This is a genomic window from Streptantibioticus rubrisoli (genome assembly GCF_024436055.1).
Classification (GTDB): Bacteria; Actinomycetota; Actinomycetes; order Streptomycetales; family Streptomycetaceae; genus Streptantibioticus_A; species Streptantibioticus_A rubrisoli.
The window spans coordinates 1-23,800 of record NZ_JANFNH010000065.1; the positions used below are offsets into that span (position 1 = coordinate 1).

At 72.9% G+C, this 23,800-nt stretch carries 20 protein-coding genes and 1 pseudogene; 11 read left to right on the top strand and 10 right to left on the bottom strand.

The window, feature by feature from the left end:
- Positions 1–10: 10 nt before the first annotated feature.
- The 3 genes from NON19_RS31280 (at position 11) to NON19_RS31290 (ending at position 2,742) form a co-directional block, all read left to right on the top strand.
- Positions 11–676: a class I SAM-dependent methyltransferase gene (locus NON19_RS31280; RefSeq protein WP_255932659.1), complete on the top strand. Its 666-nt coding sequence runs from the start codon at positions 11–13 to the stop codon at positions 674–676.
- A 99-nt stretch (positions 677–775) separates the two neighbouring features.
- Positions 776–1,609, top strand: coding sequence for a DUF5336 domain-containing protein (locus tag NON19_RS31285; protein ID WP_255932661.1), 834 nt, complete (start codon positions 776–778; stop codon positions 1,607–1,609).
- A 122-nt stretch (positions 1,610–1,731) separates the two neighbouring features.
- Positions 1,732–2,742 (top strand): LLM class F420-dependent oxidoreductase, encoded by a 1,011-nt coding sequence (locus NON19_RS31290; RefSeq protein ID WP_255932583.1) that lies wholly within the window; start codon positions 1,732–1,734, stop codon positions 2,740–2,742.
- Between the two features lie 84 nt (positions 2,743–2,826).
- Here the strand turns inward: NON19_RS31290 and NON19_RS31295 are convergent, their stop codons facing one another.
- From NON19_RS31295 to NON19_RS31310, 4 genes are all read right to left on the bottom strand, one after another.
- Positions 2,827–3,612 (bottom strand): maleylpyruvate isomerase family mycothiol-dependent enzyme, encoded by a 786-nt coding sequence (locus NON19_RS31295; RefSeq protein ID WP_255932584.1) that lies wholly within the window; start codon positions 3,610–3,612, stop codon positions 2,827–2,829.
- Positions 3,613–3,677: 65 nt separating this feature from the next.
- Positions 3,678–4,745 (bottom strand): prenyltransferase/squalene oxidase repeat-containing protein, encoded by a 1,068-nt coding sequence (locus NON19_RS31300; RefSeq protein ID WP_255932585.1) that lies wholly within the window; start codon positions 4,743–4,745, stop codon positions 3,678–3,680.
- A complete protein-coding gene (locus tag NON19_RS31305) occupies positions 4,742–5,584 on the bottom strand; it encodes a class I SAM-dependent methyltransferase (protein WP_255932586.1) in 843 nt (280 codons plus the stop codon). The genes NON19_RS31300 and NON19_RS31305 overlap by 4 nt, the downstream gene beginning before the upstream one ends.
- Before the next feature lie 13 nt (positions 5,585–5,597).
- Positions 5,598–6,944, bottom strand: a complete 1,347-nt coding sequence (locus NON19_RS31310) for a glycosyltransferase family 4 protein (RefSeq protein ID WP_255932587.1) — start codon at positions 6,942–6,944, stop codon at positions 5,598–5,600.
- A 223-nt stretch (positions 6,945–7,167) separates the two neighbouring features.
- On the opposite strand from NON19_RS31310, the gene NON19_RS31315 reads away from it, so the two are divergent.
- Together NON19_RS31315 and NON19_RS31320 are read left to right on the top strand one after the other, a co-directional pair.
- Entirely contained in the window at positions 7,168–7,773 is a 606-nt protein-coding gene (locus tag NON19_RS31315) for a TetR family transcriptional regulator (RefSeq protein WP_255932589.1), read from the top strand.
- 183 nt (positions 7,774–7,956) lie between these two features.
- Positions 7,957–8,490: pseudogene (locus tag NON19_RS31320) on the top strand (LuxR C-terminal-related transcriptional regulator); the annotation flags it as partial.
- Here the strand turns inward: NON19_RS31320 and NON19_RS31325 are convergent.
- From NON19_RS31325 to NON19_RS31350, 6 genes are all read right to left on the bottom strand, one after another.
- Positions 8,416–10,269 (bottom strand): ABC transporter ATP-binding protein, encoded by a 1,854-nt coding sequence (locus NON19_RS31325; protein ID WP_255932590.1) that lies wholly within the window; start codon positions 10,267–10,269, stop codon positions 8,416–8,418. The pseudogene NON19_RS31320 and the gene NON19_RS31325 sit on opposite strands and share 75 nt — an antisense overlap.
- Positions 10,262–11,956 (bottom strand): ABC transporter ATP-binding protein, encoded by a 1,695-nt coding sequence (locus NON19_RS31330; protein WP_255932591.1) that lies wholly within the window; start codon positions 11,954–11,956, stop codon positions 10,262–10,264. Before NON19_RS31330 ends, NON19_RS31325 begins: the two co-directional genes overlap by 8 nt.
- 68 nt (positions 11,957–12,024) lie before the next feature.
- The gene (locus NON19_RS31335) at positions 12,025–12,141 is read right to left on the bottom strand and encodes a SapB/AmfS family lanthipeptide (protein WP_255932593.1); all 117 of its coding nucleotides are present in this window, start codon (positions 12,139–12,141) and stop codon (positions 12,025–12,027) included.
- 74 nt (positions 12,142–12,215) lie between these two features.
- Positions 12,216–14,792 carry a class III lanthionine synthetase LanKC gene (gene lanKC / locus NON19_RS31340; RefSeq protein ID WP_255932599.1) on the bottom strand — a complete coding sequence of 859 codons (2,577 nt, stop codon included), beginning with the start codon at positions 14,790–14,792 and terminating at the stop codon, positions 12,216–12,218.
- A 318-nt stretch (positions 14,793–15,110) separates the two neighbouring features.
- Complete coding sequence (locus NON19_RS31345; RefSeq protein ID WP_255932601.1) at positions 15,111–15,344, bottom strand: ferredoxin; 234 nt, start codon at positions 15,342–15,344, stop codon at positions 15,111–15,113.
- 6 nt (positions 15,345–15,350) lie between these two features.
- Positions 15,351–16,808: an aldehyde dehydrogenase gene (locus tag NON19_RS31350; RefSeq protein WP_255932603.1), complete on the bottom strand. Its 1,458-nt coding sequence runs from the start codon at positions 16,806–16,808 to the stop codon at positions 15,351–15,353.
- A gap of 232 nt (positions 16,809–17,040) precedes the next feature.
- Here NON19_RS31350 and NON19_RS31355 point away from each other — a divergent pair, with 232 nt between their 5' ends.
- From NON19_RS31355 to NON19_RS31380, 6 genes are all read left to right on the top strand, one after another.
- Positions 17,041–18,045, top strand: coding sequence for a Strvi_7410 family MBL fold metallo-hydrolase (locus NON19_RS31355; protein WP_255932605.1), 1,005 nt, complete (start codon positions 17,041–17,043; stop codon positions 18,043–18,045).
- Between the two features lie 296 nt (positions 18,046–18,341).
- Positions 18,342–19,568: an SCO2321 family membrane protein gene (locus NON19_RS31360; protein ID WP_255932607.1), complete on the top strand. Its 1,227-nt coding sequence runs from the start codon at positions 18,342–18,344 to the stop codon at positions 19,566–19,568.
- Entirely contained in the window at positions 19,568–20,212 is a 645-nt protein-coding gene (locus tag NON19_RS31365) for an SCO2322 family protein (protein ID WP_255932609.1), read from the top strand. Before NON19_RS31360 ends, NON19_RS31365 begins: the two co-directional genes overlap by 1 nt.
- Complete coding sequence (locus NON19_RS31370; protein WP_255932611.1) at positions 20,209–21,336, top strand: CbiQ family ECF transporter T component; 1,128 nt, start codon at positions 20,209–20,211, stop codon at positions 21,334–21,336. The genes NON19_RS31365 and NON19_RS31370 overlap by 4 nt, the downstream gene beginning before the upstream one ends.
- Positions 21,333–22,952 (top strand): ABC transporter ATP-binding protein, encoded by a 1,620-nt coding sequence (locus NON19_RS31375; RefSeq protein ID WP_255932621.1) that lies wholly within the window; start codon positions 21,333–21,335, stop codon positions 22,950–22,952. The genes NON19_RS31370 and NON19_RS31375 overlap by 4 nt, the downstream gene beginning before the upstream one ends.
- Positions 22,949–23,773 carry an ECF transporter S component gene (locus tag NON19_RS31380; RefSeq protein ID WP_255932623.1) on the top strand — a complete coding sequence of 275 codons (825 nt, stop codon included), beginning with the start codon at positions 22,949–22,951 and terminating at the stop codon, positions 23,771–23,773. The genes NON19_RS31375 and NON19_RS31380 overlap by 4 nt, the downstream gene beginning before the upstream one ends.
- The last annotated feature ends 27 nt before the right edge of the window (positions 23,774–23,800 follow it).

Consider the following 23,800-nt stretch of genomic DNA (forward strand, 5'->3'; position numbering starts at 1 on the left):
CGATGACCCCATGACCCCAGCTCAGCCGCAGGCGACCCCGCATCCGCTCCCCGAAACAGTCGCCGCCTTCGAGGCGGCCAAGGGCTTCATGCCGCTCGACGAGGGCCTGGCCCTGTACGCCGCCGCGGCCCAGGCGGCCCCGCTCGGACTTCCCCTGCTGGAGATCGGCACGTACTGCGGCCGTTCCACGATCCTGCTCGCCGCCGTCGCCCGCGACGCGGGCCTCACCGCGGTGACCGTCGACCACCACCGCGGCAGCGAGGAGCAGCAGCCGGGCTGGGAGTACCACGACGCGGAGTTGGTCGACGCCGAGGTCAAGGCGATGGACACGCTCCCGACGTTCCGCCGCACATTGCACACCGCGGGCCTGGAGGAGCATGTGGTCGCGGTGGTCGGCCGGTCACCGCGCGTCGCGGCGCTGTGGCAGGCCCCGCTGGGCCTGGTCTTCATCGACGGCGGCCATACCGACGAGCACGCCAACGCGGACTACGAGGGCTGGGCCCCGCACGTCGCCCACGGCGGACTGCTGGTCATCCACGATGTGTTCCCCGACCCGGCCGACGGCGGGCAGGCCCCGTACCGCATCTACCAACGCGCCCTGGGATCCGGTGCGTTCACGGAGGTCTCGGTAACCGGTTCGCTGCGGGTGCTGCGCCGCACCGGCACGGGCCGCTAGGGTCCTTCAACCGTCCCCGCTGACCGGCGAACCGCCACACCCGTACGATGGGTGCCCCCCCGTGACAGCGACGACGCCGAACTGACAAAGGACCACTACGTGAACATCCGCTCCCTCACGCGAGGCGACGGCGCGGTGATCGGTGCAGCGGTGCTGCTGCTCATCGCATCGTTCCTCGACTTCTACTCGGTCAGCGACTGCGGCAACCTGTGTGGCCAGGTCACCATGCCGAGCGCGTGGAAGTCGTCGCTGTTCCCCGTGCTTCCGTCGATCTTCCTGGCCGGTATCGTCGCCGCGGCCCTGATCGTCGGCGCCCGTTTCCTGCCCGCGGACCGCAAGCCCGCCGGGCTCGCCCTGGACCAGTGGGGCACCGCGCTCGCGGTGTTCGCCGCGTGGAGCGCGCTGTGGTCGCTGATGGGCGGCGGCCAGGGCGTGAGCCCGGGCATCGGCGCCATCCTGGGCTTCGTCGCCACCGCGGCGATGGCCGCCGTCGCCATCCTCACCCCGCGCGTCCCGGCCCTGAAGGCCGCCTTGGTCAGCGCCCCCAGCCCGGCACAGGCCCAGCCCTTCGGCGGGCAGCCGTACGGCGGCCAGCCGTACGGCACCGAGCAGGCGGGCGCCGGTTACGGCTACCCCGGCGGGCAGTCGTTCGGCGGCCAGCCGCAGCAGCCGGGCGCGCCGCTCGGCGGCGGCGGGCAGCCCGCGGCGGCGCAGGCACCGGCCAGCGGTGGCGCGGACTTCGCGCCGTTCTGGTTCGCCGTGCCGGTACCGCGGCCGATCTACCCGGAGGACGGTTCACCCACCCCGGTCGCCGAGCTGACGCCGGGCACCTGGTACCTCGCGGTGGACCAGCGCGGCGCCGCGCTGGTCGCGCAGACCCAGGACGGGCGGCGCGGGGTGCTCCAGGACACCACGGGCATCCAGCGCGGCTGAAACGCTTCCGCGAACAGCGAGAAGTCGGCCCCTGTCGAACTTACGGTTCGGCAGGGGCCGTTGCGTTGCACCGAGCGCCCCCTTACCGTTACCTGACGCTACGTCAGCGAAGGAGGCGGGCAGTGCGCCTGGGCCTGGCACTCGGCTACTGGGGGCGCGGCCCCGACCCCGGGCACCTCGCCCTGGCCGTCGAGGCCGAACGGCTCGGCTACCACTCGGTGTGGACGGCCGAGTCCTGGGGCTCGGATGCCTTCACCCCGCTGACCTGGATCGCCGCCCACACCTCCCACATCCAACTGGGCACCGCGGTGGCGCAGATGGCCGCCCGCTCCCCCACCGCCACCGCGATGCACGCACTCACCCTGGACCACCTGTCCGGCGGACGGATGCTGCTGGGCCTCGGGCTGTCCGGGCCGCAGGTGGTGGAGGGCTGGTACGGCCGCCCGTTCCCGCGCAGCCCGCTGACCGCGACCCGCGAGTACGTCGACGTGGTCCGCCAGGTGCTGCGCCGCACCGCCCCCGTTCACCTGTCCGGTGACTACCACGGCCTGCCGTACGGCGGACCGGACGGTACGGGCCTTGGCAGGGCGCTGAAGTCGATCACGCACCCGCTCCGCGCCGATCTGCCCGTACTGCTCGGCGCGGAGGGGCCGAAGAACATCGCGCAGACCACGCGGATAGCGGACGGTTGGCTTCCGCTGTACTGGTCGCCGCTGCGCACCGAGGTCTACGAGCCCGCGCTGGCGCACGCGCCCAAGGGGTTCCTGATCGCGCCGATGGTACGGGCGCAAGTGTGCGACGATCCGGCGGAGGCACTGGCCGCGGTGAAGTTGACGCTTGGCTTCTACATCGGCGGCATGGGCGCGAGGTCCCGTAACTTCCACGCGGACCTGATGGCCCGTATGGGGTTCGAGGAGCAGGCCCGGCGGATCCAGGAGCTGTTCCTGGCCGGGCGGCGCGAGGAGGCGGTGGCCGCCGTACCGGAGGAGTTCGCCGACGAGATCTCGCTCGTCGGTCCACGGCAACGGATCGCCGAACGGCTGGAGTTGTGGCGTCGGGGACCCGTCACCGATCTGCTGGTCACGGCGCCGGATCCCACGACGCTCAGGGTGCTGGCGGAGCTGAACTCATAGCAACGACGGTGAACTCATAGCAAGCTCACGGCGGTCAAGACCGCGACCGGCCAAGGTTCCGCCGGACCGGCGCGCTCTGCCGCCTCACAGGGCGCTGTGCTCCAGCCAGTCCTCCAACAGCGCACGGTCGCCGAGCAGTTCGAGGCGCTCGTCGTCCAGCGGCACCCGCCGGTAGAAGGCCAGCAGCAGCTCGGTGAGCGGGCCACGCAGCACCACGTCGCCCTTGCCGTGCTCGCGCCGCCAGACGACCGCGTCCGGCTGCCGTTCGACCAGCCACTCGGCGGCCAGTTCGGCCGGGGCGTCAATGGCGTGCAGGTGGATGGACTCGCCCTTGCCGCGCAGCTCGGCCAACGCCGGGCGGAAGGCCACGAGTTCCGGCATGGACAGGATCTCCAGGAACTCGTCGATGCAGTCGACCGCCAGCTCGGCATCGGCCTGGTACGGACGGCCGACGGCGAGCGAGACGTCCGCGCGGTGGATCAGCGTCTCCAGCGCCATCCGCCGGGCGAAGAAGGCAGTCCGCCGCTGCGGGGTCCAGGTCCACACCTCGACGTCCGGTCCCGCCTCGCGCAACGCCGCCACCAGCGCCTCGGCGCCCTGCGCGAGCCAGCGGTCGAGTTCCTCGGCGTCCTCGGGCGCGGGCGTCGCGCGGTTGATCGCGTCCTGGATGCTGATCTCCTGGGCCCGGGTGCGTACTACCTCCTCCGCGAGCCGGTGCGCGCCGCTGAGGTGGCCGACCAGCTCCCGCAGGGTCCACTCCGGGCAGGTGGGCACCTTGGTGTCCAGATCCGCGCCGCGCAGCGCCTGCCGCAGCTGGTCGGTCTCGCCGAGGATGTGCGAACAGTAGGTTTCGAAGTCCAGTGCGGCCATGTCTGTGCCCCGTTCTCGAAGATCGCGAATGTGTCCACGAGTTGCGGCGCCAGCCTATCGACCCGTCAGCAGCAGCCGTCCGAGGGCTCGGTGAAACCGAGCGGCAGCCGCTCGCCGTCGAAGACCGCGGTGGTGGCCTCGTCCCCGCCGAGCGCGGCCACCGCCAGCAGCAGCGCCCCCGCGGTCCAGGCGGTCTTCTCCTCCGGCCAGACCGCGCGGTCCTCGAAGACGTACCCGGTCCAGTACATGCCGTCCTCGGCCCGCAGGTGCTGGATGGACCGCAGGATCTCCACCGCCCGGTCGGACTCCCCCATCGCCCACAGCGCCAGGGCGAGTTCGGCGCTCTCGCCGCCGGTCACCCACGGGTTGGGCAGTACGCAGCGCACTCCGAGGCCGGGGACCACGAACTCGTTCCAGCGGTCCTCTATCCGCTCCTTGGCCGCCGGACCGCGCAACGCGCCGCCCAGGATGGGGTAGTACCAGTCCATCGAGTAGTGGCTCTTGTCCAAGAACCGCTCGGGATGGTGCTGGATCGCGTGCCCCAGCCGCCCGGTCGCCAACTCCCAGTCCGGCTGCGGGTCCTCGCGCAGTTCGGCCACCGCCAGGGCGCAGCGCAGCGCCTGGTAGATGGACGAACAGCCGGTCAGCAGCGCCTCGTTGGGATGGCTGCCGTCCTCGTCGCGCCGCCACGCGATCTGGCCGCCGGGCAGTTGCAGGCCCAGCACGAACTCCACGGCGGCGAACAGGTGCGGCCACATCTGCTCGACGAACGTCTCGTCCCCGGTGGTCAGGTAGTGGTGCCAGACGCCCACCGCGAGGTAGGCGCAGAAGTTGGTCTCCCGGCCGCGGTCGGTCGGAACGCCGTCCACATAGGCGGCGTACCAGGAGCCGTCGGGGTTCTGATTGTCGGCCAGCCAGCGGTACGCGGCCGCCGCGGCGGTGTGTTCGCCCGCCGCGTCCAGGGCCATGGCGGCCTCGACGTGGTCCCACGGGTCCAGGTGGCCGCCGGTGAACCACGGTATGGCGCCGTCCGGCCGTTGGACCGCCAGGATCCCGGCCACCGTCTGTGCCGCCTGCTCGGCGGAGAGCACGCCCGGCAGGACCAGGTGCTCGGTGCGCCCGGGACTCGTCACGCCTGCCCCTCGCGGGCAGCGGTGCGGGAGCCGGTCGTGGCACCGCCGTCGCCCGCCGCGTCGACCGCGTCCGCCTGGGATCCGGCGGCCGGAACCACACCGTCGTCGGTCAACGCCCCGCGTGGCGCGTGGGGCTTGGTCGCGTACGCCACGAAGCTCTTGCCGATCAGCGGGTTGAGCGCCTGCTCGGCGAGCCGGGTCGCCAGCGGCTTCTTCATGATGTCCCAGACCAGCAGTTTGTGGTATGCCCTGACCGGCAGCGCCTGGTCGTTGTCCACGCCGAAGGCGCATTTGAGCCACCAGTACGGGGAGTGCAGTCCGTGCGCGTGGTGGGTGCCGTACGGTTTGAGCCCCGCCTCGCGCATCCTGGCCAGCAGTTCGTCGCCGCGGTAGATGCGGATGTGGCCGCCCTCCACCTCGTGGTAGGCGTCCGACAGCGCCCAGCAGATCTTCTCCGGCAGCCAGCGCGGCACGGTGACGGCTATCCGGCCACCGGGGCGCAGCACCCGGACCATCTCGGCGAGCACGCCCTTGTCGTCCGGGATGTGCTCCATGACCTCGGAGATGATGACGGCGTCGAAACTGTCGTCGGGGAACGGCAGTTGCAGCGCGTCGCCTTCCATGGCGACGGCCGAGGCGCCCGCCGGTGCCTCTCCGGCCTCCTTCATGGCCGCGAACCACCTGGCGACCTCGCGGATCTCCTCGCCGTTGCGGTCGAGGGCCACGACGTCGGCGCCGCGCCGGTAGCACTCGAAAGCATGGCGGCCCGCGCCGCATCCGAGATCGAGGACCCGGTCGCCGGGGGCGAGCGGGAAGCGGGAGAAGTCGACGGTCAGCACGAGGACTCTGCTTTCACTTGGGCGTACGGGGGCTTGCCCCGGAAGAACTCCTGCTTTGACAGATCGCCGCGCGGTAGCGCTCCACGGTGCCGCGCGCCGCCTGTTCCCAGGTGAACCGGGCCAGCACCCGCTCCCGCCCCGCCGCGCCGAGCCGGGCTCGCAGCCGCGCGTCGCCCAGCAGCCTGGCCAGCGCACCGGCCAGCGCCTCGGGGTCGCCGGGCGGTACGGCGAGGCAGGTCTCGCCGTCCGGGCCGGCCACCTCGGGGATGGCACCGCCGGTGGTGGCGACCAGCGGGGTGCCGGTGGCCATCGCCTCGGCGGCGGGCAGCGAGAAGCCCTCGTAGAGCGAGGGCACACAGGAGATCTGCGCGCCGCGCACCAGGTCGACCAGTTCGGCGTCGCTGATGCCCTTGACGAACTGCACGGCGCCGTCCAGCCCGTGCTGTTCGACGGCGGTGGCGACCGGGCCCTTCTCGGGACGCTTGCCGACCACGACGAGGTGGGCGTGCGGGTGCTCGCGGCGGACGATGGCCAGCGCCTCGACCAGGTGGACCAGGCCCTTGAGCGGTACGTCGGCGCTTGAGGTGGTGACGATCCGGCCGGGGATCTCCGGTACCGCCGGGTCCGGCGAGAACAGGCGGGTGTCGGCGCCGATGGGCACCACGTGGACGCGGTCCGGGCGGACCCCGAGGTCGTCGATGATCTCGCGGCGGGACGAGCCGGAAACGGTGAGCACCGACGGCAGCCGCCTGGCGACACGTTTCTGCATCTGGGTGAACCCGTACCACCGCCGGACCGACAGCCGCCGCTTCCAGTCCTGTGCGGCGGACAGTTCGAGGCGGCGGTCGACCGTGATCGGGTGGTGGATGGTGGTGACCAGCGGCAGGCCGATGCGCTCCATACCCAACAGGCCGTAGCCGAGCGTCTGGTTGTCGTGCACGACGTCGAACTCGCCGAGGCGTGCGGCCAGATGACGACGCACCCGCAGTGAGAAGGTGAGCGGCTCGGGGAATCCGCCGGTCCACATGGTGCCGACCTCAAGGGCGTCGATCCAGTCCCGGATCTCCTCGCGCTTGGGGGTGCGGAACGGGTCGGGCTGCCGGTAGAGGTCCAGGCTGGGCAGTTCGGTGAGCGTGACGCCTTCGTCGAGCACGGGGTACGGCTGGGCGCCGATGACCTCGACCCGGTGGCCGAGCCGGGCCAGCTCGCGGGACAGATGGCGTACGTAGACGCCCTGGCCGCCACAGAACGGGTTGCCCTTGTAGGTCAGCAGCGCGATGCGCAGCGGCCTGTCGTCAGCGTCCCGCGCGGGGGGTGCGAGCGATGCAGGCCCGACAACCTGAGCGGCCTCAGTCGTCACTCACGGCCCCCTTCTCACTGCAGTTCAGCCGGAGCGTAACCGGTCGCGCTAATCTAGAACAAGTTTCAGACTCGCTCGTCCAACGAACCCCGAATCTACCGGCCGTCAGTGTGACCGCCAGGGGCGCATCAGGTGATTCGCGCCACGGCTCGGCATCCTGCCATCATGCGCACACCGCCCCAGTGCGCCGCGCCTCGCGAACGGACTCCACGGAATGCGACAAATGGCCACAGAACCGAAACCGGCCTCTCCGCCCCTGACCGAACGTCAGGAAGCCCGCCGTCGCCGCATCCTGCACGCCAGCGCCCAGCTCGCCAGCCGGGGCGGCTTCGACGCCGTGCAGATGCGGGAGGTCGCCGAGAACTCACAGGTCGCGCTGGGCACGCTGTACCGCTACTTCCCGTCCAAGGTGCACCTACTGGTCGCCACCATGCAGGACCAGTTGCAGCAGATGCACGAGACGCTGCGCAAGCGCCCGCCCGCGGCCGAGGCCCCGTCCACGCGGGTCGCCGAGACGCTGATGCGGGCGTTCCGCGCGCTGCAGCGCGAACCGCAGCTTGCCGACGCCATGCTCAGGGCGCTGACCTTCGCCGACCGCTCGGTCAGCGCCGAGGTGGACACCGTCTCCCGGCTCACCACCGCGATCATCCTCGACGCGATGCGGCTGCCGGGGCCGCCGACCGCCGAACAGCTCTCCGTGGTACGGGTCATCGAGCACACCTGGCACTCGGCCCTGGTCACCTGGCTCTCCGGGCGGGCGTCCATCGCCCAGGTGAAGATCGACATCGAGATGGTGTGCCGACTGATCGATCTCACCGCTGCCGGGTGAGTCCTGCCTCTCCAGGGGGCGCGTACCGTTCGGTAGCGGCGCACACGCTTCGCGGTGTGCGCCGGTGGCGCTTCGCGTTGACCGAATCCCGTACCCCAGCTCTCGGCCATCCCCGGTACTAATGAGTGCCCCCGGGAAAGCGCTGAGGACGAGTACCGACGCGGGGGCTTGGGAGGGGACATCATGATCCGTGTTCTTCTGGTGCACGACACCCACCTGTTGCGGTCGGCGCTTGCCGCCCTGCTCGCCCGGGACGGCGACCTCGACGTATCCACCACGAGCTGGCGGGACTTCAGAACGGTGGCCCGTTCCGCGCTGCCGCATGTGTGCGTGGTCGACGTGGAGTGTCCCGGCTCCGCGGCGCTCACCACGGCCGCGCACACGACCCGCTCGTGTATTCTGCCCGGCCTGCCGGACCTGTCCAGGTTGGTGGTGCTAGCCGCCGCCAGCCGACCGGGCCTGCTGCGCCGGGCGTCACAGGCCCGCGCCCTGGGGTACGTCAACAAGGACGGCTCACCCGAGAGCCTGCTGCGGGCGATCCGGCAGGTCGCCCGGGGGGAGAGATTCGTCGACAGCACGCTCGCCCTCGATCTGGTGCAGGCCGCCGACATCCCGTTGACCAAACGGGAGTTGAGCGTGCTGTCACTCGCCGCCGAGGGTGCCTCGGTGCCCGAGATCGCCCGCAGGCTGCACCTGAGTCACGGCACGGTGCGGAACTACATGGCGGCCATCAACCGCAAGACCGGTGCCCGCAACCGGGTTGACGCCATCCGGATATCCCAGGGCGCCGGCTGGCTGTGACCCGGACCCCACGGCGTCCCACTGGCCCACCAGGTCGCGGTAGAGCCCGCAGTCGGCCAGCAGTTCCGCGTGGCGGCCGCACATCGCCCGCGCACCGTCCATCACCAGCACCAGGTCCGCCCTGCGGGCCGAACTGATGCGGTGGGCGACCACCACCAGCGTGCCGCCCGGCCGTGCGGCGAAGGCCCGCTCGGCGCGGGCCTCCGCCGCCGGATCCAGATGGCAGGTCGCCTCGTCCAGCAGGACCAGGGGCACCGGACAGGCGTATGCGCGGCCCAGCGCCAGCAGTTGACGCTCACCAGCGGACAGCGCGGTCGGATCGACGGCGGCGTCCAACCCGCCCAGCCGCCGCACGAGTCGGCCAGCGCCGACCGCCTCGGCCGCCCGCCGCAGCGCCTCGTCCGGCACCGGATCCGCGCACAGGTAACGCAGGTTGTCGCGCACGGTGCCGGAGAAGACGTACGCCTCCTGCGGGATGAGGACCCGCGACCGGCTGCGCCCAGCGGGCTCGCCGTTCACCAGTACCTCGCCGGAGTCCGGCCGCAGCAGCCCCGAGATCAGGTTCGCCAGCGTCGACTTGCCGATGCCGCTCGGGCCGACGACGGCCAGATGGGTGCCCACGGGCAGGACGAGGTCGAGGTCGTGCACGACGAGACGTGCCGTCCCCCCGTAACCGAAGCTGACCTGGCGCAACTCCACGGCCGCACCGGCGACTTCGCCGCCCGCGTGCGCCTCGGGCGCCTCAAGCGCCGCCCCGCCCCGCACCAGCGCGCGCAGTACCACCGTCAGCCGGGTGCCCGCGCCGCCGAAGCCCTGCACCAGGCTCTGCAACGCGGGCAGCAGCGACTGCGTCACATACGTCATCGCGCCGACCAGCGCTCCCGCCGTCACCCCGTGGTCCAGCAGCCACGGCGCCGTCACCAGCAACAGCAGGACCGGCAGCCGCCCGCCCAGACCGAGCGCCGCGACCCGCACCATCCCCCAGCGGGCCAATACCCGGGCCGCCGTGTACTCGGCGTCGACGCCGGAGCGGATCCACCGGGCCGCGTGCTCCTCGGCCCCGCAGGCGACCACGTCCCGCAGTCCGGCCGCGGTCTGCCCCACCGCCTCCGCGAGGGCCTCGTCGGCGGTGAGGAACGCCCGCTGCGCGCGCGCCATCGGCCGCAGTGCCAACGCGAACACCGCCAGCCCCAGCACCAGTGGCGGTGCCACCACGAGCAGCAGCGCGCCGGAGAGGGAGAGCAGTCCGACCAGCGCGCCGAGTGCCGTGAAGACGAAGGACCGGGCGACCACCACCAGTCCGGCGAAGCTGTCCCTGGCGATCTCCACCTGCTGGGTGAGCCGGGAGACCACCGCGGTGTCCGCCCGGTGCGGCTCGGCCACCGCGTCGCGCAGGCCGCCCGTCACCACCCGGGTGACCAGCGCGTCCCGCAGCGGCTCGGCGAGTCCGGCGACGCCCAGGAAGGACCGCCCGGTGCCGACCGCGCCCACGCCGATGCCGACCGCGGCGGCGGCCAGCCAGTACAGTCCGACCGCGGTACGGTGCGCGAGGAATCCGGTGTCCAGCGCCCGGGCGAGGGCGTAGCCGCCGAGGAACGTCTGGCCCGCCTCCAGCAGTGACCATCCGGTGAGCGCCACCAGTACCCGCCACCGTCGGCGCAGGAACCGCAGGCCGTGCGCGGCCAGTTCAGGCATCGGCCACCCCTTCGAACACGGCCCGGTAGTCGGCCAGTCGCCACAGTTCGTGGTGCGGCGCGAGTGCCCGTACCCGGCCGCCCTCCAGCCAGGCGACGAGGTCCGCGCGGGCCGCGGTGGAGGCCCGGTGGGCGATCAGCAGCCGGGTGCGCGCGGGTACGTCGTGCGCCAGTGCCTGGCTGATCTGCAGTTCCGTGACCGAGTCGAGGCTTGAGGTGGCGTCGTCCAGGATGAGCAGTCGGCCGCAGTGCGCGAACGCCCGGGCCAACCCGAGGCGTTGCGTCTCGCCGCCGGACAGCGGCGCCCGGGCGCGCTCGGTGCGGTAGGCGTCGGGCAGCAGGCTGACGAAGCCGTCGGCGCGCGCCGCCCGCGCCGCCGCCCGGCACCGCTGCGGGGTGGGCGCGTCGACCCCGTAGGCGATGGCGTCCTCGATGGTCGTGCCGAACAGGACCGGGCGCTCGAAGGCGTGGCCCACCTCGCGGCGCAGCTCCGCGCGGTCGATCAGCGGTACCGGCACCCCGTCGAGCAGCACCTCGCCCGCGTCCGGGTCGGTCAACCGCCCGGCGACCGCGGCCAGTACGGACTTGCCCGCGCCGGAGCGGCCCACCACGGCGACGGTACTGCCGCCCGGCACCCGTAGGTCGAGCCCCTCCAGCACTGGCTGCCCCCCGCGTACCACGGTCACCCCGCGGAGTTCCAACTGGCCTTCGCCGAACGGCGGTTTTCGGTCTCCGTACAGCATGGTGGGCAGGGCCAGCACCTCGGTGGCGCGTGCGGCGGCGGCCCTGGCGTTCACCAGGGCGGCCAGGCGGCTGACGAAGGCGCCGACGCCGGTGGCCAGCGCCGCGTAGCGTGCGGCGGCGAGCAGTTCGCCGACGCTCAGGTGGCCGGTGGCCAGCCGGATTCCGCCGACGGCGAGCACGGCGGTCTGCAGCAGCGGCACGAGCACGGCGGCCTGCGCGGTGGCCCGGCCCTGTATCCGCCACATCCGGTGGCCCTCGCGGCTCAGTTCGGGCAGCGGTTCCAGCACCCGTGCGGCCTCTCGACCGGCGGTACCGGCCGCGGCGATGGTGCGGGCGCCGCCGAGGGCCTCGACGAGCCTGCTGGCGATGGCCGCTTGGGCGCGCTGGTAGCGGCTGACGCAGTCGGAGGAGGCGCGGGCGAAGGTGCGCAGCAGCAGGACGAGTACCGGGCCTCCGGCGAGGAAGACGGCCGCCAGCCAGGGATCGATGAGGGTGAGCGCCACCAGTGCGCCCACCGGTGTGATCAAGGTGGTGACCAGGGAGGCGGTGGCGGTGGCCGCGGTACCCGCGGTGGCGGCGTTGCCGGTGCAGCGGGCGGCCAGGTCACCGGGGGTGAACCGGGCGGCGGCGTACGGCCCGACGCCCAGGATGCGGTGCAGCAGGCGGTCGCGCAGCCATGCCGTGGTCTTCGCGTCGGTGGTACCGGACAGCAGGGTCTGCGCCGCGTCGAGCGCCACGGAGGCGCCGACCAGCGCCGCGCACAGCAGCATCAAATGCGGCGCCGCGCGGTGCCGCAGGAGGAGGTCGAGGGTGTGGCCGAGGGCGGTGGGCAGCAGTAGCGCGGCGGCGGAACCGGCGGCGCTGGTGAGACAGAGGAACACGGTGCGCCGCGCGCTGTGCCGCAGGGCGGCCAGCAGCAGGCGGTCTTCGGTGCGCACGGTCACGTCCTCCCGGGACGGGGTGGCCCCGGAGCGGGTCGACGCCGCCCCGGGGCCACAGGTCTGACGTAGCGTCAGACGCAGAGCGAGACGCTGGCCACGCTGTCGCACAGCAGCAGGCTGAGCTCGCTGCCGCCGCCGTGACCCTCGTGCTCGGGGGTGTCCATGTTCTGCAGGTCAAGGAGAGCCATGATCTGTCCTTTCTGGAGAATCGTCCGCGATTTTCGTGGGGACGGGGATCAAACGGAACTAGCGGGATGTCCCGCTACGACCCCTGAACAGGGGTCGGACTGTGGTCCGGCCGCGCCGATGGCGGCAGGAAGGGGAGCCCAACGGGCTCGTGGTGGGCCGCGGCGAGCGCCAGCAGACAGCCCGCGGTGCCGGTACCGAGGTCCATCGACAGCCGCATCATCTGCTCGCCGGGAAAGGCGAGTTGGCCGCGGTAGGACATCGCGTACCAGTCGAGACCGGCGATCTGCGCGTCCAGTTGGGCGGTGGCGTCGGACTGCGGTGTGGTGGTCCGGCTCAGGTGTAGCACCATGCCCGCGCGGCCGCGGAACAGGCCGGGTTGGGCGTAGAAGCGGGAGTACGCGGCGGGCAGGATGGCGGCCCTGGCGCGCTCGAACTCCGGGTCGGCACGGTGCGCCAGGTAGTCGTCCAGCACCATGGCGATGCCCACGCTCCCGACGCCGACGTACGGCAGGGTGCGGACGCCGTCGGCCACCACCAGGGTGCCGTCGGCGCGTTCCACGCATCCCGCGAGGTCGGCGCGGAGTGCGGCGGCGGCCTGGTCGAGCAGCGCCTTGTCGCCGGTGCGCTCGTAGAGCCGCAGGAACAGCAGCGCGGGGCCGGTGTGGCCGTGCAGCAGTCCGGGGTGGCGCGGCGCCTTGCCGACCCTTTCGGCGGCGAGTCGCGCGGCGTCCACGGCATGCGTACGCAGTGCCGGATCGCCGGTGGTGTGCGCGAAGTGGTCGAGTACCAGGCCGACTCCGGCCAGGCCGCCGTACAGCGCGGGGCCGAGGCGCTGCCACTGCTCGGTCAGTACCCGCTCGGTGAGGTCGAGCGCCGCTTCGGTGTGGCCGAGCCGGTCGAGTACGTAGGCGACGCCGAGCAGGCCGTCGTACAGGCCGGGTGGGGTGCCGTGCGGGGGCGCCGCGGCCTGGCGCAGCAGCCACTGCTCGCCCTCCGGGTAGCGGTCGCAGCCGGTTTCGGCGAGCGCGTACAGCACACCGGCCGCGCCGTGCGCCAGGCCGAGACCGCCGCCGCTGGTGAATTGGGCGATGTCACCCGGGAAGAGCCGGTCGTCACGGTCCGGGGTGGCCGAGGAGAGGATCGCGGCAGTCATCGACTCACGGCTGCGCGGCCAGTCGGCCACCGCCACCGGGACGGGATGGGGCGCGGCCGGGGACGGCCGGTCGCGGCCCACGATCTCGGTGACCGCCTCGTCGAGGAACTCCGTTGGCAGATCGGGGAACTGACCGGCGACGGTACGCGCGAGGTGTGCGGCCTTGGCGCGGTCGATGGCCAGCAGGGTGGTCAGCGGGATGAACAGGGCCAGCCGCAGGCAGGCCAGGGCGTAGTGGTCGATGGCGAAACCGGTGCGGTCGGCGGGGGCGACGAAGCCGGGGTGGGCGACGATCTGGCGCCGGTGCTCGTCGATGTGGGCGGCGGCTTCGAAGTCCAGGAGCTGCACGGACTGTTCGTCGGGGCTGACCATGATGTTGAACATGTGCAGGTCGTTGAAGACCACGCCGCGGCTGTGCACGGCGGCGACCGCCTCCTCCACCAGGCGGTGCACGCGCAGCGCCCAGCGGGTGTAGTCGGCGAGCGCGGCCGGGTCGGGCCGGGGGCCGAGCAGTGGATGGCGGGCGGCGAAGAAGGAGTTGAGGGTGCGGCCCGGTAGGTGGTCCATCACCAGGAAGCGGTGCTCGCCGAGGGTGAACCAGTCGCGTACGGCGGGTGCGACGCCCAGTCCCGCGACCTGTTCCAGTGCCTTCTTCTCGCGTTCGAGCCGGGTGACCGCGTCGGCGCCGTCGGCGGCGAGCCCGGCGTGCGGGCGGGCCTCCTTGAGCACCACCTGTTCGCCGGTCCTGGTGTCGGTGCCCCGGTAGACACCGCCGCCGTTGGAGAAGTGGAGGGCGCTTTCGATGCGGTACGGCAGGTCGCCGGTGGTGGTCGCGGCGCGGGCGGCGAGCTGCGGTTCCAGGAAGGCGGGGAGCGTCACCCAGTCGGGGACCCGGAAGACCGGGTCCTTGGGGTCGGGCACGAGCTGCCCTTCCCGGTTCTCGATCGCCGGTACGAGGGCTCCGTCGGCGTCCGGGCAGTAGCGCGGCGCGAAGCCGCCGTACCGCACGTACAGCGGGCCGTCCTGCCACCGCAGGTCGGTGAGGATGTACGGGCCCGGCTCCCCCGCAAGCAGGCTCCCCAACTCGGCTAAGACCGCTTCGAGTTGGTCCTCGTCGGCCGGGTAGATGGTGACGAACTTGCCGCTGGTGGCGCGGGCGGCGTACTTGGAGTTGCGCAGGAACAGTTGCTGTCCGCTGGGTATGAACTTGAACGGGATGGCTCTGGGGACGCAGTACTCCCAGACCTTGGCGGCGGTCTTCTCCGCGTTGTCCAGGCAGGCCGAGACGTGGATCTTCCAGCCCTGCGCGGGGAGTTCGGCGTCCTGCGGGGTGAGGTGGTACCAGTCGCCGTGGAACGTCCCGCGCCAGCCGGACGGTACCGGGCGCTGCGCGGGATCGAAGCGTACGGCGGCCTGGGCGCTGGGGGCGGCCAGGCGGGCGGTAGTCTCATAGAAGTGCCTGTCGGCGAGACAGAAGACCTCGTACCGCTTGTCCATCGCTCTCCCTTGGTCAGCGTGGGGTTGAGGTTTCCACTCGGACCAAGGACAGAACAGTCACGTCTGTCACGAAGCAACCGTGAGAAATGCACACCGCCTTCCGGCGGGGCCTTGAGGGCAAGCCCCCAAGGCCCCCGGGATTCCACGCTCACCCCCGAAGCCGCGGGGGGCTGGGAGCGGCCCCAGACACCCCGCGGGCATGAGGCTCGCGCCGAAGCTGCCGGGGGCTGGGGGCTTGTCCCCAGGGAGAATCGGCCGCGGCGGCGAGCGACCACCATGGTGTGGACCGGCGGTCTGCTCCCCCGCGACCCGGTACGGCTACTCCTCCGGCGGAAAGACCGGCTCACCGCTTCCGGCGAGCCGGATGGTGATCGCCTCGACCGGGCAGCCTTCGGCTGCCGCCAGCACCGCCGCGTCCGCGTCGGCCTCCGACGCCACCGGATGGGACTGCCGGGCGGAGTCAAGCGTGAACGCGGCGGGAGCCGTCCCGACGCACAGCCCCGAGCCGACGCACACCGAACGGTCGACCGCCACCTGCCAGCGCTGCCCCATCGACGCTCACCCCTGCCATCCGGCTGGAAGATGGATCATCTTGTGCTCCAGGTACTCCGAGTACCCCTCCGGCCCGAACTCCCGCCCAAGACCGGAGTCCTTGTAGCCGCCGAACGGACCCAGCATGTCGAGGCTGAAGGTGTTCACCGAGTAGGTACCGGTACGCACCCGGCGGGCGATGTCGATGCCGCGCTCCACATCCGCGGTCCACACACTGCCGGAAAGCCCGTAGTCGGAGTCGTTGGCGATCCGTACCGCTTCCTCCTCGTCCGCGTACGGCAGCAGGCAGACGACCGGCCCGAAGATCTCCTCGCGGGCGATCCGCATGGTGTTGCCGACCTCGCCGAACAGCGTCGGCTCAACGTACCAGCCGTGCTCCTGGGATGCCGGACGGCCGCCGCCGGTCAGTACCTTGGCGCCTTCCCGCTGGCCCAGCGCGATGTAGTCGAAGGACCGCTGCTGCTGGCGGCGGGCGACCAGGGGGCCGACCTGGGTGGCCGGGTCGAGCGGGTCGCCGACGACGAGCGCACCGGCCGCTGCCGCGAGGCGTTCGGCGATCTCGTCGTAGTGCTCGCGCGGCGCCAGGATCCTGGTCTGCGCCACGCACGCCTGCCCGTTGTTCATCCAGGCGTTGGGCACGATCCCGGCGACCGCCGCCGCGAGGTCCGCGTCGGGCAGGATGACGGCGGCGGACTTGCCGCCCAACTCCAGGGTGACCCGGGTGAGATGGCGGGCGGCGACCTCCATCACCCGCTTGCCCGCGGCGACGGATCCGGTGAAGGAGACCTTGTCGACACCGGGATGCCCGACGAGGTACTCGCTGACCTCTCGCTCGGCCGGGAGCACGGACAGCACGCCCTCCGGCAGCCCCGCCTCGGTGGCGACCTCCGCCAGCAGGTAGGCGTCCAGCGGCGATTCGGGCGACGGCTTGAGGATCGCCGTACAGCCGCTGAGCAGCGCCGGGGCCAGCTTGGCGGCGGCCACGAACTGCGGCACGTTCCACGGCACGACGGCGGCCACCACGCCGACCGGCTCCCGCCGCACCAGCAGCGGGCCAAGGGCGCCCGCCCGCCGCTCCTCGTAGCGGAAGTCACGGGCGACGTTGATCGCCGCGTCCCACACCATCACCGCGCCGAGCGCCTGCGCCAGCACGCTCCATGAGTAAGGGGAGCCGTTCTGCGCGCTGATGGTCCGGGCGAACTCCTCGTGCCGCGCGGCGATCGCGTCCTTGATCCGGGTCACCACGGCGATCCGCTCGGCCAACGGCGTCCGCGGCCACTCCCCCTCGTCGAACGCCCACCGCGCGACGGCGACCGCCCGGTCGACGTCGCCCCGCGAGGCGTGCGGAACGCGACCGATGGGCTGCTCGGTGTGCGGCGAGACCACTTCGATGACTCCCGCGCCCAACGGGTCAACCCACTTGCCGCCGATGAACAGTTGACCGTGCTCTGTGAGGTCGGTCATGAGCTGCACCCCTCCGCGCCTGACCTGACGGTGTTTCAGGCTTGGTTACCAGTTCCGGCCGAAGGAGTCCACGGCGGCTTTCCCGCCGTGGCCGACGGGGGCACGGCGCGGCGGCTTGCCAGGTGGATGCCTGCGACCACCTGGCAGACGAGGTGCACGCGTCCGTGCGGCGTTCCTCGTAGTGCGTTCCGCCGTGGGGTCGCTGAAACGAGTTCTAGTTACAGTGGACCCCATGGTGACCGACCACGGTGGCGGAGTGTGGAGCATCCGCGTGCCCATACCGGACAACCCGCTTGGCCACACGCTCGTCTACCTGCTCGACACCGATCGTGGGCCGGTACTGATCGACACCGGGTGGGATGACCCGGATTCCTGGGACACGCTCGTGAACGGGCTTGCCGGGTGCGGGACTTCGGTCGGTGAGGTGTACGGCGTGCTGCTCACGCATCACCACCCGGATCACCACGGGCTGTCCGGCCGCGTGCGGGAGGCGTCGGGTGCGTGGCTGGCGATGCACGCGGCGGACGCCGAAGTCGTGCGGCGGACCCGTCAGGCGCCGCCGGAGTTGTGGCTGGACTACCTCATCGGCAAGCTGGCCGCGGCGGGCGCTCCCGACGAGCACATCGCGCCGCTGCGCGGCGCGCGGGCCGCCGGGCGGGGGCGGGTGCTGCCGGGGGGCCGTCCCGCGCTGCCGGACCGGGAGATCGTGCCCGGGGAGTTGGCGGACGTGCCGGGGCGGCGGCTGCGGGCGGTATGGACGCCGGGGCACACGCCCGGGCATGTGTGCCTGCACCTGGAGGAGGGGCGGCGGCTGTTCTCCGGTGACCACTTGCTGCCGGGCATCACCCCGCACATCGGGCTGTACGAGGACCCCGGGACGATCACCGATCCCCTCGGCGACTACCTCGACTCGCTGGAGCGGATCGCGCGGCTCGACCCGGCCGAGGTACTGCCCGCACACCAGCACGCCTTCGCCGGGGCGCCGCACCGGGTGCGGGAGTTGCTGGCGCACCACGCGGCGCGGCTCGCCGATCTGCGGGCGCTCATCGCCGCGCGGCCGTTGACCCCGTGGCAGCTCGCCCAGGCCATGCGGTGGAACCGGCCGTGGACCGAGCTTCCGTACCGCTCGCGCAACATCGCGGTGGCCGAGGCTGAAGCCCATCTGCGGCGGCTGGTCACAGCGGGCCTGGCGGAACCGGTCCCGGGCTCCCACCCGGTGAGGTACGCGGTGGCGTAGCGTCGCCGCCTCACGCACCCCCGCCCCACGCGCCCCCCGCCTCACCCGGGCCCGCCCACGGGTCCGCGTAAAGTAGGCGGGACAACTTCATCCGCGTACGAACGGGGAAAGCCGGTGCGATTCCGGCGCTGACCCGCAACCGTGATGCATCCGCTCAGCCGGAGCGCCCGTGCGTACGCGAGCGGCTCCCGGTGATCGCGCGATCACCGGCACCGTCGAGGTACGGAGCCGGAGCCCGGTGCCCGCGCGGGCACCGGGCTCCGGCTGCGCTCCGCTCACCGAAAGGCAACCGACTCATGGCCCCCTCACGCTGGCGTGCGGCCGCCGCCACCGCGCTGGCCGCCACCGCGCTCATCGGCGCGGCCGCGCCGTCCCCGTCGTCGTCCAGCCTGCCCGTCGGGCTGTACGGCGCCGCGGACCCCACGTACAACGGCGTGTGGCGGCAGTCCACCGCGCTGCTGGCGCTGAGCACGGTGAAGGTCACCCCGGCGAAGGAGGCCGTGGACTGGCTGGTCGGGCAGCAGTGCGCCGACGGCGGCTTCGCCACCTACCGCGCCAACCCGGACACGCGGTGCGCCCCGAAGAACGAGGACACCAACTCGACGGCCGTCGCCGTGCAGGCGCTGGCGGCCGTCGGCGGGCACGGGACCACCGTGAGCAAGGCGGTGCACTGGCTGAAGGCGATGCAGAACGCTGACGGCGGCTGGGGCTACCAGCCGGGCATGCCCAGCGACACCAACTCCACGGCCGTGGTGATCGGCGCGCTGGCCGCCCCCGGCGAGGACCTGGCGAGCGTGACCAGGGGCGGCAAGTCGCCCTACGACGCGCTGCTTTCGTTGCAGATCGGCTGCGGCACCAAGGACGCGCAGGACTCGCAGCGCGGAGCGTTCGCCTACCAGCCAGACAAGACGGGCGCGCTCACCCCCAACGACAAGGCGACCGCGGACGCGGCCTTCGCGGCGCTCGGCAAGGGGTACGTGATCGCCGCGCCCGCGAAGAACACCGACCCGAAGGGGTTTGACTGCTCCGCGGCGCAGAAGGCGAACGACCCGGCCACCGCCGCCGACGCCGCCTCCGCGTACCTCGCCGCCACCCTCTCCGCGAACGGCGACCACCTCGCCACCGCCCAGCCGGGCTCCACCCAGAAGACCCCGGACTACGGCACCACGGCCGACGCGGTGCTGGCGCTGGCCGCGGGCGACCACCTGGAGGCGGCGAAGAAGCCGTACACCTGGCTGACGAAGAACGCCGCGGGGTGGGCCAAGGGCGACCCGGCCGCGCTGGGTTCGCTGGTCCTGGCGTCCGCCGCGACCGGCGCCAACCCGCATGACTTCGCGGGCAACGACCTGGTGCAGCAGTTGGTCAACACCGGCCCGCGCCCTGAGCAGTCCCCGGCTCCGTCCTCTTCCGCCGACCACAAGGGCGACGGTGGCGGCTCGGCGTGGTGGATCGTGGGCGCCGGGCTGGTCGCGGGCATCGGCATCGGCTGGGCGTTCAGCATGCGCAACAAGAAGCAGGTCTGATGCGAGGACTGCTTGCCGCCGCGCTGTTGGCGGCGACGGTGCTGTTCGCCGCGCCCCCGGCCCAGGCGGAGGGCTACCGGTACTGGTCGTTCTGGGAGCGCGACGCGGACTCCTGGTCGTACGCGCGGACCGGGCCCGCGATGACCAAGCCGTCCGACGGCGACGTCGAGGGCTGGCGGTTCGCGGTCAGCGCGGACTCTGCCAGCGCGCAAAGGCCGCGTGGCGGTGCGCAGTTCGACACGATCTGCGCCAACACCGAGACCACGCCCGGGATGAAGCGGGTCGCGCTGGTGCTGGACTTCGGCACCGCGGCCGACGCGCCGAACGGTGCCACTCCGCCGCCCGCGCACACCGCGTGTGCCCAGGTGGCTCAGGACGCCACCGCCGCCGACGCGTTGGCCGCGGTGGCCAAGCCGCTGCGTTACAACTCGGCCGGGTTGGTGTGCGCGATCACCGGCTACCCGCAGTCGGGCTGCGGTGAGCAGGTCGGCTCCGCCCCGGAGCGCAGCCCGTCGCCGTCGGCCGCCGCACGGCCGAAGGCGTCCGGTGGCGGTCCGTCGCTCGGCCTGTTCGCGGGCGTCGCGGTGGTCGCCGCACTGGGCGCGGGCGCGCTGTGGCAGTCCCGTAGGCGGCGGTCCGGGTGACGGGGCCGCGCGGCTGGTTGCGGCAGCCGGCGGCCACCCGTTCCAACGCGCTGCACGCGGGCGCGTGGTGGCTGTGGGCGCTGGGTCTGGCCACGGCCGCGTCGCGCACCAGCAATCCGCTGCTGCTCCTGCTGCTGGTCGCGGTGGCGGGCTATGTGGTGGCGGCCCGTAGGACCGACGCGCCATGGGGCCGTTCCTATGGCGCGTTCCTCAAACTCGGGCTGCTGGTGCTGATGTTGCGGGTGGTCTTCGCGGTCCTGCTCGGCTCGCCGATACCGGGCACCCATGTGCTGTTCCGGCTGCCGGAGGTGCCGTTGCCGCAGTGGGCGCAGGGGGTGCGGCTCGGTGGGCCGGTGCGGGCCGAGCAGGTGCTGTTCGCGCTGTGCGACGGGTTGAAGCTGGCCACCCTGCTGGTGTGCGTGGGCGCGGCCAACGCGCTGGCCAACCCGGCGCGGCTGCTGAGGTCGCTGCCCGCGGCGCTGTACGAGGCGGGGGTCGCGGTGGTGGTGGCCATGACGTTCGCCCCGAACCTGGTGGCCGATGTGCAGCGGCTGCGCGCCGCACGGCGGATGCGCGGTCGGGCCGACCGGGGCTTCAGGGCGCTGCTCCAGGTGGGACTGCCGGTGCTGGAGGGCGCGTTGGAGCGCTCGGTGGCGCTGGCAGCGGCGATGGACGCACGCGGCTACGGCCGTACCGCCGAAGTCCCGCCGCGGGTACGTCGGTTGACCGCGGCGCTGACGCTGGGCGGACTGCTCGGGGTGTGCGCCGGGACGTACGGGCTGCTGGCGGCGCGGGGCGTGGGCTTCGGGGTGCCGGTGCTGGCGCTGGGCCTGCTGGCGGCGCTGGCCGGGCTGTGGCTGGGCGGCCGCCGCAGCGTACGCACCCGGTACCGGCCGGACCGCTGGGGCGCCCGGGCCTGGCTGGTCACCGCCTCCGGGGTGGCCGTCGCCGCCCTGCTGAGCCATGCCGCGGCCAGTGACCCGGCCGCGCTGAACCCGCCAGTGGTGCCGCTGAGCGCGCCGACGCTGCCGTTGTGGCCCGCGGCGGCGGTGCTGCTGGGGCTGCTGCCCGCCGTCGTGGCACCGGCACCGCCGAGATCCGACTCGAAGGGAGCCGAGCGGTGATCCGCTTCGACCACGTCTGCGTCAGCTACCCGGACGCGGCCGAACCCGCGCTGCGCGCTGTGGACTTCACCGTTCCGGAGGGCGAACTGTGCCTGCTGGTCGGCCCGTCGGGTGTCGGCAAGTCGACACTGTTGGGCGCGGTCAGCGGTCTGGTGCCGCACTTCACCGGCGGCACGCTGCACGGCCGGGTCACCGTGGCGGGCCGGGACACCCGCACCCACCGGCCGCGTGAACTCGCCGACGTGGTGGGCACGGTGGGCCAGGACCCACTCGCGCACTTCGTCACCGACACCGTGGAGGACGAACTCGCCTACGGCATGGAGTCGTTGGGGCTGCCGTCCGATGTGATGCGGCGCCGGGTGGAGGAGACGCTGGACCTGCTGGGCCTGGCGGAGCTGCGGGACCGGCCCATCGCCACGCTCTCCGGCGGCCAGCGGCAGCGGGTGGCGATCGGCTCGGTGCTCACCGTGCATCCGAAGGTGCTGGTGCTGGACGAGCCCACCTCCGCGCTCGACCCCGCGGCGGCCGAGGAGGTGCTGGCCGTGCTGCAGCGGCTGGTGCACGACCTGGGCACCACGGTGCTGCTCGCCGAGCACCGGCTGGAGCGGGTGGTGCAGTACGCGGATCAGGTGGTGCTGCTGCCCGGGCCGGGGGTGCCGCCGGTGGCCGGGGATCCGGCCGGGATCATGGCGGTCTCGCCGGTGTTTCCGCCGGTCGTCGGCCTGGGCAGGCTGGCGGGCTGGTCACCGCTGCCGCTGTCGGTGCGGGACGCCCGGCGGGCGGCGCGGCCGCTGCGGGAGCGGCTGGCGGACCGCGGGCCGGTGCCGGTGGTGCCGCCGCAGAAGACGGCACCGGTCGCCGAGGTGTCGGGACTTTCGGTGCGGCGCGGGCGGATCGAGGCGCTGCACGGGGTGGAGCTGACGGTACGGGCGGGCGAGACGGTGGCGTTGATGGGCCGCAACGGGGCGGGAAAGTCCACCCTGCTGGGCACGCTCACCGGTCTGCACGAGCCCGCCCGCGGTACCGTGCGGGTCGGCGGGGCGGTGCCGCACCGCACGGCGCCGCGCGAACTGGTGCGCCGGGTCGGCCTAGTGCCGCAGGAGCCGCGCGACCTGCTGTACGCGGACACGGTCGCCGCCGAGTGCCTGGCCGCCGACCAGGACGCGGGCGCAGCACCGGGCGCCTGCCGGGCGCTGGTCACCGAACTGCTGCCGGGCGTACCGGACCAGACGCATCCGCGTGACCTGTCCGAGGGCCAGCGGCTGGCGCTGGCGCTGGCCGTCGTACTGACCGCCCGACCGCCGCTGCTGCTGCTCGACGAGCCGACCCGGGGGCTGGACTACGCGGCCAAGTCCCGGCTGGTGACCCGGTTGCGGGCACTGGCGGCGGACGGCCATGCGATCGTACTGGCCACGCATGACGTGGAGTTGGCGGCGGAGCTGGCACACCGGGTGGTGGTACTCGCCGACGGTGAGGTGGTCGCCGACGGCCGCACCGCGGAGGTGGTGGTCTCCTCGCCCGCCTTCGCCCCGCAGGTGGCGAAGGTCCTCCAGCCCGGGCCGTGGCTGACGGTCCCGCAGGTCGCGGCGGCGCTGGCGGACGAGGCGCGGGCATGAGGCGCGCTGATCGTGTGCGGCCGGTTCGGCTCGGTCCGCGGTCGGCGGTGGCGCTCGCCTTGCTGTCGCTGATCGGTCTCGCCGCGTTCGGCTGGCCGCTGCTGGCCGACCCCGGCTCCGGGCTGGCGCACAGCGCGGACGCGCCCTTGCTGTTCGCCGGGCTGCTGCCGCTGCTGCTGGCGGTGGTGGTGGCCTCGATCGCGGACACCGGACTGGACGCGAAGGCGATCGCGATGCTCGGGGTGCTCGCGGCGGCGGGCGCGGCGCTGCGACCGCTGGGCGCGGGAACAGCGGGCATAGAGCCGATGTTCTTCCTGATCGTGCTGGCGGGCCGGGTGCTCGGCCCGGGCTTCGGCTTCGTGCTGGGCGCGGTGTCGATGTTCGCCTCCGCGCTGCTGACCGGCGGGGTGGGGCCGTGGCTGCCGTTCCAGATGCTCAGCATGGGCTGGGTGGGCATGGGCTCCGGCCTGCTGCCGCAACGCCCCGGCGGCCGGGGCGAGTTGGCGATGCTGGCGGGGTACGGGGTGGTGTCCTCGCTGGGCTACGGCACGATCATGAACCTCCAGGGCTGGCCGTACATCAGCGGCCTGTCGTCGGGCATCGGCTACGTACCGGGCGCCGCGCTCCCTGAGAACCTCGCGCACTTCGCGGCGTACTGCCTCGCCACGTCCCTGGGTTGGGACCTGCCACGGGCGGCGGTCACCGCCGCACTGACACTCACCCTGGGCACCGCCGTCCTGAGGGCCCTACGCCGCGCCACCCGCCGAGCGGCGTTCGAGGCTCCGGTGGCGTTCACCGAGGGTGATGGGCCGACGCTATGATTCCCCGTCGTTCGAATCGAGCAGGGG